The organism is Pseudomonas sp. HLMP (assembly GCF_046365545.1).
Taxonomy (GTDB): Bacteria; Pseudomonadota; Gammaproteobacteria; order Pseudomonadales; family Pseudomonadaceae; genus Aquipseudomonas; species Aquipseudomonas guariconensis_B.
Genome location: NZ_JBDLLR010000001.1, coordinates 3,061,176 through 3,075,592 on the forward strand (window position 1 = coordinate 3,061,176; position 14,417 = coordinate 3,075,592).

Consider the following 14,417-nt stretch of genomic DNA (forward strand, 5'->3'; position numbering starts at 1 on the left):
AAGTGAAAGCCAGATCGGTGGTGGCCGATCTGGCTGGGGCATCGTTCAAGGTCCATTCAGCTGCAAGAAGCATCGGCACGCGCTGATTTTTCTTGCCGCTTGCAACTGACAGCTTGCCGCTGGTTAGTAGCGGTAGGTGTCTGGCTTGAACGGGCCGTCGACGGTCACGCCGATGTATTCGGCCTGCTGCGGGGTCAATTGGGTGACCACGCCGCCGAAGCCGCGGACCATCTCCAGGGCCACTTCCTCGTCGAGCTTCTTGGGCAGCACTTCCACGGTCAGGCGCTCGGCCTTCTGCGCGGCCGGCAGTTCGGCGAACTTCTGGCCGAACAGGAAGATCTGCGCCAGCACCTGGTTGGCGAACGAGCCGTCCATGATGCGGCTCGGGTGGCCGGTGGCGTTGCCCAGGTTCACCAGGCGGCCTTCGGCCAGCAGGATCAGGTAGTCGTCGTTCTGCGGGTCGAAGGTGCCGGCGCCGGTGCGGTGGATCTTGTGCACCTGCGGCTTGACCTCTTCCCAGGCCCAGTGCTTGCGCATGAAGGCGGTGTCGATCTCGTTGTCGAAGTGACCGATGTTGCAGACCACGGCACGCTTCTTCAGGGCCTTGAGCATGTTGGCGTCGCAGACGTTGACGTTACCGGTGGTGGTGACGATCAGGTCGATGCGGCCCAGCAGGTCACGGTTGATGCCGTCCTCGGTGCCGGTGTTGATGCCGTTCTTGAACGGCGACACGACTTCGAAACCGTCCATGCACGCCTGCATGGCGCAGATCGGGTCGACTTCGGTGACCTTGACGATCATGCCTTCCTGGCGCAGGGACTGGGCCGAGCCCTTGCCCACGTCGCCGTAGCCGATCACCAGGGCCTGTTTGCCCGACAGCAGGTGGTCGGTACCGCGCTTGATGGCGTCGTTGAGGCTGTGGCGGCAGCCGTACTTGTTGTCGTTCTTGCTCTTGGTGACCGAGTCGTTGACGTTGATCGCCGGGACTTTCAGCTCGCCCTTGGCCAGCATGTCCAGCAGGCGGTGCACGCCGGTGGTGGTCTCTTCGGTGATGCCGTGGATCTTGTCCAGCATCGCCGGGTACTTCTTGTGCAGGATCTCGGTCAGGTCACCGCCGTCGTCCAGCACCATGTTGGCGTCCCATGGCTGGCCATCCTTGAGGATGGTCTGCTCGATGCACCACTCGTACTCCTGCTCGGTCTCGCCCTTCCAGGCGAACACCGGGATGCCGGCGGCGGCGATGGCGGCAGCGGCCTGGTCCTGGGTCGAGAAGATGTTGCAGGACGACCAGCGTACTTCGGCACCCAGGGCGATCAGGGTCTCGATCAGCACGGCGGTCTGGATGGTCATGTGGATGCAGCCGAGGATCTTCGCGCCCTTGAGCGGTTGCTCGGCCTGGTATTTGCGGCGCAGACCCATCAGCGCGGGCATTTCCGACTCGGCGATGATGATTTCCTTGCGGCCCCAGTCGGCCAGGGAGATATCGGCGACCTTGAAATCGGAAAAACCTGCAGGCGTGTTTACAGCGCTCATCGAGAGCCTCCATTCGTAGTGTGCGAATGGGCGCCGTTGTGCGTTGAGCGTCCGCGGGAGCGGACAACGCCCCATCCGAGCCTGACAGGTGGAACCTGCTGCAGCGCCCCTCGGACAGGTGGCGGGCATGACCCCTCTGCGGGTGGTCATGTGAAGCGGCTGGGATTATAGCTGCGGCGCAGGCCCAGGCCCAAGGTTTTCTGTCGATTAATCGCGACGATAGTCGATGTTCAATGGAGAGTGACTGGCGGGTCTGCCATCATTACCGCACGTCAGCCAAGCAGGTCAGGAGCACCGATGAATTTCCACACCCGCAAGTGGGTAAAACCCGAAGACCTCAACCCCAACGGCACCCTGTTCGGCGGCAGCCTGCTGCGCTGGATCGACGAGGAGGCGGCGATCTACGCCATCGTCCAGCTGGGCAACCAGCGGGTGGTGACCAAGTACATCTCGGAGATCAACTTCGTCAGCGCCTCGCGCCAGGGCGACATCATCGAGCTGGGCATCACCGCCACCGAGTTCGGTCGTACCTCGATCACCCTCAAGTGCGAAGTGCGCAACAAGATCACCCGCAAGAGCATCCTGACGGTGGACAAGATGGTCTTCGTCAACCTCGGCGAGGACGGCCTGCCAGCGGCGCACGGGCGCACCGAGATCAAGTACATCCAGGACCAGTTCCCCGATACCGCGGTCGAATGAGCTTCAAGCTGCAAGAGAAGGGCGTGCACACTCACGCTTTTTCTTGCAGCGTACAGCTAGTCAGGCTGGGCGCTGACCCCGCGTACAACGCGGCCGATGCTCAAACCCTGCACCAGGATCGACGACAGCACCACGATGTAGGTGATCGACAGCAGCAGGTCACGCTCGGCGCCGGCCGGTAGCGACAGCGCCAGCGCCACGGACACGCCACCGCGCAGGCCGCCCCAGGTCAGTACCCGCACGGTGCCCTTGGGCACACTGCGCCACCGGCGCAGCAGGACGATCGCCGGCGCCACGGTCAGCAGGCGCGACAGCAGTACCGCCACGGCCAGCACGGCGCCTGCGGCCAGGTGCATCCAGTTGAACGGCAGCAGCAACAGCTCCAGGCCGATCAGGGCGAACAGCAGGGCGTTGAGCATATCGTCGATCAACTCCCAGAAACCGTCCATGTAGCGGCGGGTCATGTCGTTCATCGCCAGGTTGCGCCCCAGGTTGCCAATGATCAGGCCGGCCACCACCATGGCGATCGGCGCCGACACGTGCAGCTCGTAGCACATGGCCGAGCCACCGATGACCAGCGCCAGGGTCAGCATCACCTCGACCTGGTACTGCTCGACGCTCTTGATCATGCGGTAGGTGGCGTAGCCGATCAGGCCGCCGAAGACGATGCCGCCGATGGCCTCGCGGGCGAACAGCACGGCGGTGTCGGCGAAGCTTGGCGTCTCGCCGAGCTGGACGATGCCCAGCAGTACGGTGAACACCACCACCGCGGTACCGTCGTTGAACAGCGACTCGCCGACGATGGTGGTCTTCAGTGGTTTGGAGGCGTTGGCGGTACGCAGAGCACCCAGCACGGCGATCGGGTCGGTGGGCGAGATCAGCGCACCGAACAGCAGGCAGTACATCAGCGGCACGTCCCAGCCGAACAGGGCGAAGATCCAGTGCGCCAGGAAACCGATCACCACGGTGGCGATCAGCACGCCGACGGTGGCCAGCAGGCCGATCGGCCAGCGGTAGCTGCGCAGGTCGGCCAGGTTGACGTGCAGGGCGCCGGCGAACAGCAGGAAAGCCAGCATCCAGTGCATGAGCAGATCGTTGAAGTCGATCTGGTTCATCAGCCCTTCGACGCGTTCTTCCAGGCCAGGGAAGCCGATCAGGCTCAGGCCCTGGATGATCAGGGAGAACAGCAGCGCGGTGACCATCACGCCAATGGCTGGCGGTAGGCCGATGAAGCGGTAGTTGACGTAGGTGAGGAGGGTGGTCAGGCAGATAAATGCGGCAACGAGTTCGAGCATCCCGAATCCTGTGACAGTGGCTTCCAAGTCATTACCCGAATGGCTCGGGCAGTTCTTTGATGATCTGGCGGAGCAGCCGGGACACATCTTATGACCGGTTTTGTTGGAATCGTTCAAGTCTGAGGGGTGTGCGGCCTTGAGTCGTACACGGATGAGGCGGGCCGCGAGTGGCTGGCCCTGAGACCCGTGGCGCATGGCAAGGGCTGGTGCCCTTGTCCGCGGGCAAGCCCGCTCCCATAGGGATCTGCAAAACCACATGACGTGTGATCGACGCGAACTCCTGTGGGGCTTGCCGGCGAATGGGCTGCGCAGCAGCCCCAAGGCCCCACGCGAAACGGATATAGTGTGGATCGCCCCGGCCATTGACGGCCCGAATGCTTTGCAAGGAACCCCTCTGCGTGTTGGCAACTTCTCTGGTGCTGGTCGCGGCCCTGCTGCACGCGACTTGGAATACCCTGATCAAGTTCAGTGGCGAGCGCCTGCTGGTGATCGCCAGCATGGATGCGGTGGCACTGTTGTTCGCTGTGCTGGCGATAGCATTCGTCGAGCTGCCGCCGGCCGAGGTCTGGCCCTGGCTGCTGGCCTCGGCGTTGGCCGAGCAGTTGTACCGTTTCCTGCTGATCCAGGCCTATCGGGTCGGCGACCTGGGGTTGGTCTATCCTCTGATGCGTGGCTTGTCGCCGCTGGTGGTGCTGGGGTTGACCCTGGCGTTCGCCGGCGAGTCGCTGAGCAGCCAGCAGATCATCGGTATCCTGCTGATCCCCTGCGGCATGGCCTGCCTGCTGTGGCAGGGCGGCGGTGGCGATCGCTTGCCCTGGTCGATGTTACCGGTGGTGGCGCTGATCGGCCTGTGCATCGGCTGCTACACCTGGTTCGACGGCCAGGCCGTGCGGCTGTGGGGCAAGCCCTGGGACTACCTGGTCTGGCTGACCCTGCTCAGTGCCTGGCCGTTCCCGTTGCTGGCCTGCGTGGCGCGCCGCGCACCGTTCGTGCTGTTCTGGCGTACCCAGTGGCGCCTGGGGCTGGCGGTGGGGGTATGCGTATTGCTGAGCTACGCCCTGGTGTTGTGGGCCATGCACCTGGGGTCGGTGGCCGAGGCGGCGGCGCTACGTGAGCTGAGCGTGATCCTGGTGGTGCTGATGGGCATGCGCTACCTCAAAGAACCTTTTGGCGGCCCGAGACTCCTAGCTTGCGGGCTGGTCCTGGCGGGCATGCTGGTGATGAAGCTCTGATACCGATCATTCTGAACAAGGAGTCCTGTCCATGACCGTTGCCCTGTGGTGCATTTTGATCGCGATGATCCTGCCGCCGCTGTGTGGCTTGACGGCGAAGCTGAGCAGTGGCCGTTTCGGCATGCGCGACAACCATGACCCGCGTGCCTTCCTAGATACCCTCTCAGGGTTGCCGCGCCGCGCCCATGCCGCCCAGCAGAACGGCTACGAAGCCTTTCCCGCGTTCGCCGCGGCAGTGCTGGTGGCCGATATCGTCGGCAATGCCGAGCAGGTCACCCAAGACGTGCTGGCGGTGCTCTATATCACCAGCCGGCTGCTCTACATCATCTGCTACCTGGCCGACCTGGCCGTCCTGCGCTCTCTTGTGTGGTTCGTCGGGGTGGCCCTGATCGTGACGTTCTTCATCGTTTCGATCTGAGTAGGCGTATTCGCGGGCTTGCACGTGGGGGCGCTTCGCGCCCCGAGATGGCAGTGCTTGCCCGCGAAAACGCTTGGCGCTGATTCAGGGGGCTTTAGGCACTTCGGGCAACGGCTTGCCCTTGGGCCACAACAGCCAGATCTGCCCTTGCTGCTTCATGTTGCCCGCCAGTTCGCCGGCCTCCGGGCCTGTGCCCCAGAACAGGTCGGCACGTACCTCGCCGGTGATGGCGCCGCCGGTGTCCTGGGCGCCGACCGGGCGCACCACCGGGCTGCCGTCCGGGCGGGTGGTGGAGAGCCAGAGCAGGCTGCCCAGGGGAATCACCTTGCGGTCGATGGCCACGCTATAGCCGGCGGTCAGCGGTACGTTGAGCGAGCCGCGTGGCCCTTCGTTGCTGTCCGGGCGGGTGCCGAAGAACACATAGCTGGGGTTGCTCGCCAGCAGCTCGGGCACCCGTTGCGGGTTGGCCTGGGCCCAGGCATGGATGCTGCCCATGGTCACGTCTTCTTTCTTCAACTGGCCCTGTTCTACCAGCCAGCGACCGATCGGCCGGTACGGATGGCCGTTCTGGTCGGCGTAGCCCAGGCGCAGTTGGCGCCCGTCCTCCAGTTGGACACGCCCCGAGCCTTGGATTTGCAGGAACTGCAGGTCCATCGGATCGGTCAGCCAGGCCAGCACCGGCGCCTTGACGCCATCGCGATAGATCGTTTCCGCCGTGTCGTAGGGCTTGAGCACGCGGCCTTCCAGACGCCCGCGCAGACGCTTGCCCTTGAGCTCGGGGTAGATGCTGGCCAGGTCGACCACGACCATGTCTTCCGGGATGCCATAGACCGGTACCTGGGCGCTGTCGGTGCGTTCGAGGCTGCCGGCGTAGACAGGTTCGTAGTACCCGGTGATCAGGCCATTGGCACTGTTTTCGGCCGAGCGCAGGCCGTAGACCTCGAAGTTCTGCTGCAGGAACGCGCGGACTTGGGCGGCATCTTGGGCAAGGGGCTGCGCGGCCTCGCAGGTGGTGGCCCAGACCGGATCGCGCTTGAGCTTCTCGCAACCGTTGCGCCATGCCTGGAAGCCAGCCAGCAGGTCGCTATCGCTGACGGTCGGCAGGTCTTTCCAGGTCGCGGGTGCATAGGTGGCGATGGCATGGGGTTCAGGCTTGGCGCTTTCGCCGCCGTTGCAGCCGGCCAGCAGGGCCAGGGCGGGAAGCGCCCAGGCGAAGTGGCGCAAGGCAGATTTCATGGTCGAATCCTTGAGAGGGAGAGCCTGCTTGGCTGCCCCTGTTTTTCGTAAGGGTATTGGTGTTTGTCGAGCAGGCGAGGATACTGTCGGCCCGTTCCCCGAACCAGTGAGACCATGATGTACAAATGTTTCACCATGCTGCTGGTCAGCCTGTCCCTGGTGGCCTGCGACCGTGTCGATCCTAACTCACCCTTGGGCCAGCGCAAGGCCATCTTCAAGGAGATGCTGAAAACCAGCGAGGACATGGGCGGCATGCTGCGCGGTCGGTTGCCCTTCGATGGCGGGAAGTTCGCCGCGGGCGCGGTGAAGCTCGATGGCTTGGCGCATGCGCCCTGGCAGCACTTCCCTCAGGTCAAGGATGACGGCCAGAGCAGCGCGCGGCCGCAGGTCTGGGAGCGCCAGGCACGCTTCCATGAGCTGGCGCGGCAATTGGAGGGCGTGACCGGGGAACTGGTTGGCGTGACCCGTGCGCAGCCGCTTGAGGCTGCACGGTTGAAATCGCCGATGGACAAGGTGGAGGCCGCGTGCAAGGCCTGCCATACAGAGTTTCGTAATCACTGAGTGGCGGGCTTGCCCCGCCGGCCGCTGGTTCTAATACGACAGCGCGGCCCGGCGGGGCCCGCCAGTCAGGTCACTTGTCCAGTTCGCGTTTCGCCGCTTCCAGTTCCTCCCTGGATTCGGCGAGTTTCTTCTCGCGCTTGCTGATCTTGTCGGCATCGCCCTTGGCCTGGGCTTCCCTCAGGTCGGACTCGCGCTCCTGCACTTCGCGTTCGGCCTTGCGAACCTTCTGCTCGCGTTCCGCCCGCAGCCCGGCGTCGGTGCAGTGTTCCTTGTTTTCCTTCAATGCCTTCTCCAGGCCGCGGATCTCGCCCCAGTTGTCGTGCTTTTTGGCGTACTCGAGCTGGTTCTCGATGGCGCTGCGCTTGGCCGCGCAACCGGTCAGGCCCGGATCGGGCTGCGCGGCCTGCAGCGAGGCCGATGCCAGGCCGAGCACGGTGAATAGGGCGAATGAACAAAGCGGCTTCATGACAGCCTCCTTCCGGGGCAATTGACGATGGATGGGGAAATACTGCCCCCATCCTCCTCGTCAGTGAATCCCGCTGCGATCTTTCGGCTGTTTTTTCAGAAAAGTCTTACATGGTTAGCAGGTAAGCCCCTGTCAACGCTCCAAGTCGTCCACGGCTTCCTGCAGTTCCTTCTTGGCCTCGGCGAGCTTCTCTTTGCGCTTGTTGATCTTCTCCGGGTCACCCTTCTTCATGGCCTTGTCCAGGTCCTTGGTGCGCTGGTTGACCTCATGACGGGACTCGAGCACCTTCTGCTCGCGCTCCTTGCGCAGGCTGGCGTCGGTGCAATGTTCGGTGACTTCGCTCAGGGCTTTTTCCAGGCCGGCCAATTGTTCGGCATCGCCGTGGGTACGTGCCTGGGCGATCTGCTCGGCGATGGCCTGGCGCTTGGCTGCGCAACCGGTCAGGCCTGGCTGCTCCTCGGCGGCCAGCGCGGCATGGGCGGTCAGGCCGAACAGGGCAGACAGGACGAGGGACGAAAGCAGTTTCATCGGGGACTCCATTCGGGGCAGGGCGGCAGAAAAGGAAATGCTGCCTTGATCCGCAGAAATTAGAAACCCTCGATTGCATGCCGGTGCAATTGTTTGGCCAGTATCTGTACATCCTCGTTCTGGAAAAACGCATGCAGTTGCTCGGCTCGGTGGCGGCCGATGCCCGGCTCCGCCATCCATTGCGTGGGGCTCCTGGCTGCCAGGGTCTGCCAGTCCGGCCCCAGTTCGAGATCCTTGGGGGCCGGGACGCCAAGGGCGCGCAGCCAGCGCGGGAAAGGCTGCCTACGCGCCTGGGCGAAGGCCTGCTGCAACTGCTCGGCGCGTGTCTCGGCGATCCCGGGTACGCGCAGTAGTTCATCGCGGGTCAGGGCGAGCCAGCCGTCCAAGGTGCCGACCAGGCCACTTTCGACCAATTGTGCCCAGGCCGCCGTCCCTACGCGTGGCATCGCCAGCCCTTGCTTGCCGCCGAGCCAGGCCAGCCGGGCGATGAACTGCTCCCGGCAGGCCTCGCTGTCCTGCCAGCAGCTCAGCGGGTGATAGCGGCCAGGTTCCGGCACGCTCAGCGGTGCGCGCTGAACACTGCGATGCACCACGTTTTCCAGCCTGGGGATGGTCAGCCCGGCAAGGCTGATCGCCACCTGGTCGCCCGGGCGTATGTCCAGCGCCTGCCAGCGCGCCAGCGAACCCAGGCTGACCTGGCTGATGCGCCGGTCATCCAGCAGTAGTGGCTGCAGGTGCAGCACGGGTGTGACACGCCCGGTTCGCCCGACCCTGAAATGGACCTTGCGCACCTCGGCCATGGCTCGACGGTACGGGTATTTCCAGGCGGCGATCCAGTAGGGCGCCTGGGCGCGCCAGCGTTGTGCGGGCGGGCGACTGTCCTGGCGCAGGATCACGCCATCGCTGGCAAATGGCAGCGGCGAGCGATACCAGTGCTGGCGCCAGTGGGCGGCTTGTGCCGGGCTGTCGATGGCGACGCTGAATTGCTGGCTGTCGGGGAAGCCCAGCGATGCCAGCCGTGCGAGGCGTTCGCCCTGGGAAGCCGGGCCTTCGGGCCAGTCCCAGACGAACAGGCCGATACCGGCGCCTTGCTCGGCGGTCAATTGCCTGCGCGCCATCAGCCCGGCCACGGTACCGCGCGCATTGGCGCCGCCGGCGGTTGCCTGTACGTGCTCATCGAGACGCCAGTAGAGCTCCCCTTGCAGAACCAGGTCGAGCGGCTGGGGCAATTGCCGAACGACCCCCGCCAGTTGGGGAACATGGCGACTCCAATCGTGCCCTCGCACGCCATCGCCACGGCTGAGCAGACGCACCAGCTGGCCTTGGCGATAGACCAGCGATACGGCGACCCCATCGACCTTGGGCTGGATCCAGACGCCGTGCTTGCCGCGCATCCAGCGTTCCATGGCGTGTTCATCGACCAGCTTGGCAACGCCGGTATGGGCGATCGGGTGGGCGATGGTGCCACGGGCGCTGGCCAGCGGGTTGTCGGTGTATGCCAGTGCGAAGCAACCTTGAAGCTGCAGCAGCCGCTGCCGGCTCTGGTCGTACAGCTCGTCCGGCACCAGCGAGATGCCTTGGCGATGATAGTGGTCGTCCCACCGGGCGAGGGTCTGGCGCAGTTGCGCGACCTCCTTGCGAGCGCGCTCGTCAGCCCATGCCGGGCAATCCCCGGCATGGGCCATGGATGACAGGACGAACAGGGCAACGATCAACACGAACGGCATGGCCAGCATCCTTGCGTGGCAACGGGAAATGCTTAGCCTAGGCAAGCCCCGCCCTGGCCGCCGCGCGCAGTTGTCAGCCGATATGTCACGAAAAAGCCCCTGCCGATCACTCGGCAGGGGCTTTGGTCTTGCAGCTTGCCGCTGCTTACAACCCGGCAGCGTCACGCAGGGCGTCGGCGCGGTCGGTGCGTTCCCAGGTGAAGGTGGTGAAGGTGTCGTCGCCGACGGTCTTCTGCTGCGGAATACGGCCGAAGTGGCCGTAGGCAGCGGTCTCCTGGTACATCGGGTGGAGCAGGTCGAGCATGGTGGTGATCGCATACGGACGCAGGTCGAAGCATTCACGGACCAGTTGCACGATCTTGTCGTCGGCGACCTTGCCGGTGCCGAAGGTGTTGATCGAGATGGAGGTCGGCTGGGCGACGCCGATGGCGTAGGACACCTGGATCTCGCAGCGCTCGGCCAGGCCGGCGGCGACGATGTTCTTGGCCACGTAGCGACCGGCATAGGCGGCCGAACGGTCGACCTTGGACGGGTCCTTGCCGGAGAAGGCGCCGCCACCGTGGCGAGCCATGCCGCCGTAGGAGTCGACGATGATCTTGCGGCCGGTCAGGCCGCAGTCGCCCACCGGGCCACCGATGATGAAGTTGCCGGTCGGGTTGATGTGGAACTGGGTGTCCTTGTGCAGCAGTTCGGCCGGCAGGGTGTGCTTGACGATCAGCTCCATGACCGCTTCACGCAGGTCCTTGTAGGACACTTCCGGGTTGTGCTGGGTCGACAGGACGATGGCATCGATGCCGACCACCTTGCCGTTCTCGTAGCGGCAGGTGACCTGGGACTTGGCGTCCGGGCGCAGCCACGGCAGCAGGCCAGACTTGCGCGCCTCGGCCTGGCGCTCGACCAGGCGGTGCGAGAAGCAGATCGGTGCCGGCATCAGTACGTCGGTTTCGTTGCTGGCATAGCCGAACATCAGGCCCTGGTCGCCAGCGCCCTGGTCTTCAGGCTTGGAGCGGTCGACGCCCTGGGCGATGTCCACGGACTGCTTGCCGATGATGTTCATCACCGCGCAGGTGGCGCCGTCGAAACCGACCTCGGAGCTGTTGTAGCCGATGTCGATGATGACCTTGCGCACCAGTTCCTCCAGGTCGACCCAGGCGGAGGTGGTCACTTCGCCGGCGATGATGGCGACACCGGTCTTGACCAGGGTTTCGCAGGCCACGCGGGCATACTTGTCCTGGGCAATGATTGCATCAAGGACCGCGTCCGAAATCTGGTCGGCGATCTTGTCCGGATGCCCTTCGGACACGGACTCGGAGGTGAAAAGGGAGTATTCGCTCATCTCGACGGGTTCCTAAAATTTACCGATGGTGAGTGTCGCCAGTGGCCCGCTGGAAATGGCGGACCTGGATCTGGAAACCGTTACGCAAGCCCACGTAGAGGCTGTCCCCGGGTGCCAGCCCCGCAACATTGGCCCAACGGGCCAGGTCGTCCTGCTCGAAGCCCAGCCAGAGGTCGCCGCAGGCTTCCCGCGCCCACCCCTGGTCATGGCTGCACAACTCGGTGATCAGCAGGCTGCCGCCGGCCTTCACCCGTTTGGCCAGCAGGCGCAGGGCCAGGGCCGGGTCGCTGAAATGGTGCAGGACCATGTTCAGCACAACGCAGTCGGCTTCCACATCCGTTGCACCCAGTGCATCGGCCAACTGCAGGGTTACATTGTCCAGGCCTTCGCGCTGGCAGACCTGGCGTGCCAGCTCGAGCATGGTCGGGCTGTTGTCCAGCGCCGTGACCTGGGCGAAGCGCCGCGCCAGGTCCGGCAGGAAACCGCCGTCGCCCGGGCCGACCTCCAGTGCGCTGGCCGTCGGCGCGAAGCTGAGCTTGTCGAGCAGGGCCAGCAGGCTCTCGCGGTACTGCGGCAGGCCGGCGATCAGGTCTTGCTGGGCGCGGAACTTCTCTTCCACGCGCAGGAAGAAATCCTGGCTGGTGGCCGCCCGGCGCTGCTGTACCTGGGCGATGCGCGCCTGCACGTCCTGCGCCAGGGCCAGGCCGTCGACCTCCTCGAGCAGTGCCGCGTGCAGGCGGCCGCCCAGGCGCAGGCTATCGGGCAGGGCGCGGCGATAGAAGATCGCGTTGCCTTCGCGGCGGGTGGCCACCAGATCGGCCTGGGCGAGCACCTTGAGGTGGTGGCTCATGCCCGACTGGCCGATGCCGAAGATCTGCGCCAACTCCAGCACGCCGAACGAATCGCTGGCCAGGGCGCGCAGCACGTTCAGGCGCAAGGGGTCGCCACCGGCCTTGCACAGGGCGGCCAGTTCGTCGCTTCGCTGGTGGTCTGCCGAGGGCGCACGTAGGTTCATGAGGCGGCAGTCTAGACAGGGGATGCTGTCGTCGCAATAGCAATATCAAAAAGTTTTGATATTGCCGATGAGCTGTAAGTTTCGAGCGCCACGCTGCGAGCGATAAAGCGGGCCGATCACCGCTCTGCCTCCCTTTGTAGCTTGAAGCTCGTCACTCGTGGCTGGATTCGTGGCTGGAAAAGTTTGCCCCCGGACCCGCCTGTGGGCGAAAATGGCCGCCTTTTTTCGTTCCACTACCTTATTCAAGCCCCAGGAGACTCAGCGATGCCCAGCCGTCGTGAACGTGCCAACGCCATTCGTGCCCTCAGCATGGATGCCGTGCAAAAGGCCAACAGCGGCCACCCAGGTGCCCCCATGGGCATGGCGGATATCGCCGAAGTGCTTTGGCGCGACTACCTGAAGCACAACCCGAGCAACCCGAAATTCGCCGATCGCGACCGCTTCGTGCTGTCCAACGGCCACGGCTCGATGCTGATCTATTCGCTGCTGCACCTGACCGGCTACGACCTGTCGATCGACGACCTCAAGGCCTTCCGCCAACTGCACAGCCGCACCCCGGGCCACCCGGAGTACGGCTACACCGCGGGCGTCGAGACCACCACCGGCCCGCTGGGCCAGGGCCTGGCCAACGCCGTGGGCTTCGCCCTGGCGGAGAAGGTGCTGGCCGCCCAGTTCAACCGTGACGGCCACACCATCGTCGACCACAACACCTACGTGTTCCTCGGTGATGGCTGCATGATGGAAGGCATTTCCCACGAAGTCGCCTCGCTGGCCGGCACCCTGGGCCTGAACAAGCTGATCGCCTTCTACGACGACAACGGCATCTCCATCGATGGCGAGGTTCACGGCTGGTTCACCGACGACACGCCGAAGCGTTTCGAGGCCTACAACTGGCAGGTGATCCGCAACGTCGACGGCCATGACGCCGACGAGATCAAGATGGCGATCGAGACCGCGCGCAAGAGCGACCGGCCGACCCTGATCTGCTGCAAGACCATCATCGGCTTCGGCTCGCCCAACAAGCAGGGCAAGGAAGACTGCCACGGCGCGCCGCTGGGCAACGACGAGATCGCCCTGGCGCGCAAGGAACTGAACTGGAACCACGGCCCGTTCGAGATCCCTGCCGAGATCTACGCCGAGTGGGACGCCAAGGCCGCCGGCGCCAAGCTCGAGGCCGACTGGAACCTGCGTTTCGACGCCTACGCCAAGGCCTACCCTGAGCTGGCCGCCGAGTTCCAACGCCGCCAGAGCGGCGAGTTGCCAGCCGATTTCGCCGAGAAGGCCCAGGCCTACATCAACGAAGTCGCTGCCAAGGGCGAGACCATCGCCAGCCGCAAGGCCAGCCAGAACACCCTGAACGCCTTCGGCCCGCTGCTGCCCGAGTTCCTCGGTGGTTCGGCCGACCTGGCCGGCTCCAACCTGACCCTGTGGAAAGGCTGCAAGGGCGTCGAGGCCGATGACGCCAGCGGCAACTACGTGTTCTACGGCGTGCGCGAGTTCGGCATGACCGCCATCATGAACGGCGTCGCCCTGCACGGCGGCCTGGTGCCGTACGGCGCGACCTTCCTGATGTTCATGGAATACGCGCGCAACGCGGTGCGCATGTCGGCGCTGATGAAACAGCGCGTGATCCACGTCTACACCCACGACTCCATCGGCCTGGGCGAGGACGGCCCGACCCACCAGCCGATCGAGCAACTGACCGCCCTGCGCAGCACGCCGAACCTGGACACCTGGCGCCCGGCCGATGCGGTCGAGTCGGCCGTGTCCTGGAAGAGCGCCCTGGAGCGCCGGGACGGCCCGTCGGCGCTGATCTTCTCGCGCCAGAACCTGCAGCACCAGGAGCGCGACGCCCAGCAGATCGCCGACATCGCCCGTGGTGGCTACGTCCTCAAGGACTGCGCCGGCGAGCCTGAGCTGATCCTGATCGCCACCGGTTCGGAAGTGGGGCTGGCGGTCCAGGCGCATGCCACGCTGACCGAGCAGGGCCGCAAGGTGCGCGTGGTATCCATGCCATGCACCAGCGTGTTCGATGCCCAGGATGCCGCCTACAAACAGTCGGTACTGCCGGTCGAGGTGGGCGCGCGCATCGCCATCGAAGCGGCCCATGCGGACTTCTGGTACAAGTACGTGGGCCTCGAAGGCCGTATCATCGGCATGACCACCTACGGCGAATCGGCTCCGGCCGGTGCGCTGTTCGAAGCGTTCGGCTTCACCCTGGAGAACATCCTGGGTACTGCCGAAGAGCTGCTGGAAGACTGATCGGTCGGTGAGGCTGTACCGGCCTTTTCGCGGGCAAGCCCGCTCCCACAGGTATCGCGTGAACCTGTGGGAGCGGGCTTGCCCGCGATGGGCCGTGCAGCGGCCCCAT

General features: G+C 64.8%; 13 protein-coding genes and 1 riboswitch. Of the genes, 5 read left to right on the forward strand and 8 right to left on the reverse strand.

What is annotated here, in order from left to right:
* Positions 1-123 precede the first annotated feature (123 nt).
* Positions 124-1,533, reverse strand: coding sequence for an adenosylhomocysteinase (gene ahcY / locus ABFA30_RS14320; RefSeq protein ID WP_225788864.1), 1,410 nt, complete (start codon positions 1,531-1,533; stop codon positions 124-126).
* Positions 1,534-1,554: 21 nt separating this feature from the next.
* Positions 1,555-1,651, reverse strand: a riboswitch (S-adenosyl-L-homocysteine riboswitch).
* 179 nt (positions 1,652-1,830) lie between these two features.
* Here ahcY and ABFA30_RS14325 point away from each other — a divergent pair.
* Entirely contained in the window at positions 1,831-2,232 is a 402-nt protein-coding gene (locus ABFA30_RS14325; protein WP_317235049.1) for an acyl-CoA thioesterase, read from the forward strand.
* A gap of 56 nt (positions 2,233-2,288) precedes the next feature.
* On the opposite strand, the gene ABFA30_RS14330 is transcribed toward ABFA30_RS14325, so the two are convergent.
* On the reverse strand, positions 2,289-3,527 hold the full coding sequence (locus ABFA30_RS14330; protein WP_225788865.1) for a cation:proton antiporter: 1,239 nt from the start codon (positions 3,525-3,527) through the stop codon (positions 2,289-2,291).
* Positions 3,528-3,925: 398 nt separating this feature from the next.
* On the opposite strand from ABFA30_RS14330, the gene ABFA30_RS14335 reads away from it, so the two are divergent.
* Positions 3,926-4,759: an EamA family transporter gene (locus ABFA30_RS14335; protein WP_225788866.1), complete on the forward strand. Its 834-nt coding sequence runs from the start codon at positions 3,926-3,928 to the stop codon at positions 4,757-4,759.
* 31 nt (positions 4,760-4,790) lie between these two features.
* Positions 4,791-5,177 (forward strand): MAPEG family protein, encoded by a 387-nt coding sequence (locus tag ABFA30_RS14340; protein WP_225788867.1) that lies wholly within the window; start codon positions 4,791-4,793, stop codon positions 5,175-5,177.
* 84 nt (positions 5,178-5,261) lie between these two features.
* Here ABFA30_RS14340 and ABFA30_RS14345 read toward each other — a convergent pair whose 3' ends face one another.
* The gene (locus tag ABFA30_RS14345) at positions 5,262-6,413 is read right to left on the reverse strand and encodes a murein transglycosylase A (protein WP_225788868.1); all 1,152 of its coding nucleotides are present in this window, start codon (positions 6,411-6,413) and stop codon (positions 5,262-5,264) included.
* A 117-nt stretch (positions 6,414-6,530) separates the two neighbouring features.
* On the opposite strand from ABFA30_RS14345, the gene ABFA30_RS14350 reads away from it, so the two are divergent.
* A complete protein-coding gene (locus tag ABFA30_RS14350) occupies positions 6,531-6,974 on the forward strand; it encodes a c-type cytochrome (protein WP_253168200.1) in 444 nt (147 codons plus the stop codon).
* A 70-nt stretch (positions 6,975-7,044) separates the two neighbouring features.
* Here the strand turns inward: ABFA30_RS14350 and ABFA30_RS14355 are convergent, their stop codons facing one another.
* The 5 genes from ABFA30_RS14355 to ABFA30_RS14375 form a co-directional block, all read right to left on the reverse strand.
* Positions 7,045-7,440 (reverse strand): DUF1090 domain-containing protein, encoded by a 396-nt coding sequence (locus ABFA30_RS14355; protein ID WP_225788869.1) that lies wholly within the window; start codon positions 7,438-7,440, stop codon positions 7,045-7,047.
* Positions 7,441-7,572: 132 nt separating this feature from the next.
* Positions 7,573-7,968 carry a DUF1090 domain-containing protein gene (locus ABFA30_RS14360; RefSeq protein WP_225788870.1) on the reverse strand — a complete coding sequence of 132 codons (396 nt, stop codon included), beginning with the start codon at positions 7,966-7,968 and terminating at the stop codon, positions 7,573-7,575.
* A 59-nt stretch (positions 7,969-8,027) separates the two neighbouring features.
* Positions 8,028-9,695, reverse strand: a complete 1,668-nt coding sequence (gene ligB, locus ABFA30_RS14365; protein ID WP_225788871.1) for an NAD-dependent DNA ligase LigB — start codon at positions 9,693-9,695, stop codon at positions 8,028-8,030.
* A 145-nt stretch (positions 9,696-9,840) separates the two neighbouring features.
* Positions 9,841-11,031 carry a methionine adenosyltransferase gene (gene metK, locus ABFA30_RS14370; RefSeq protein ID WP_225788872.1) on the reverse strand — a complete coding sequence of 397 codons (1,191 nt, stop codon included), beginning with the start codon at positions 11,029-11,031 and terminating at the stop codon, positions 9,841-9,843.
* Positions 11,032-11,050: 19 nt separating this feature from the next.
* Positions 11,051-12,046: an ArsR/SmtB family transcription factor gene (locus ABFA30_RS14375; RefSeq protein WP_225788873.1), complete on the reverse strand. Its 996-nt coding sequence runs from the start codon at positions 12,044-12,046 to the stop codon at positions 11,051-11,053.
* 264 nt (positions 12,047-12,310) lie between these two features.
* Between ABFA30_RS14375 and tkt the strand changes: the two genes are divergently transcribed.
* A complete protein-coding gene (gene tkt / locus ABFA30_RS14380; RefSeq protein WP_225788874.1) occupies positions 12,311-14,308 on the forward strand; it encodes a transketolase in 1,998 nt (665 codons plus the stop codon).
* Positions 14,309-14,417 lie beyond the last annotated feature (109 nt).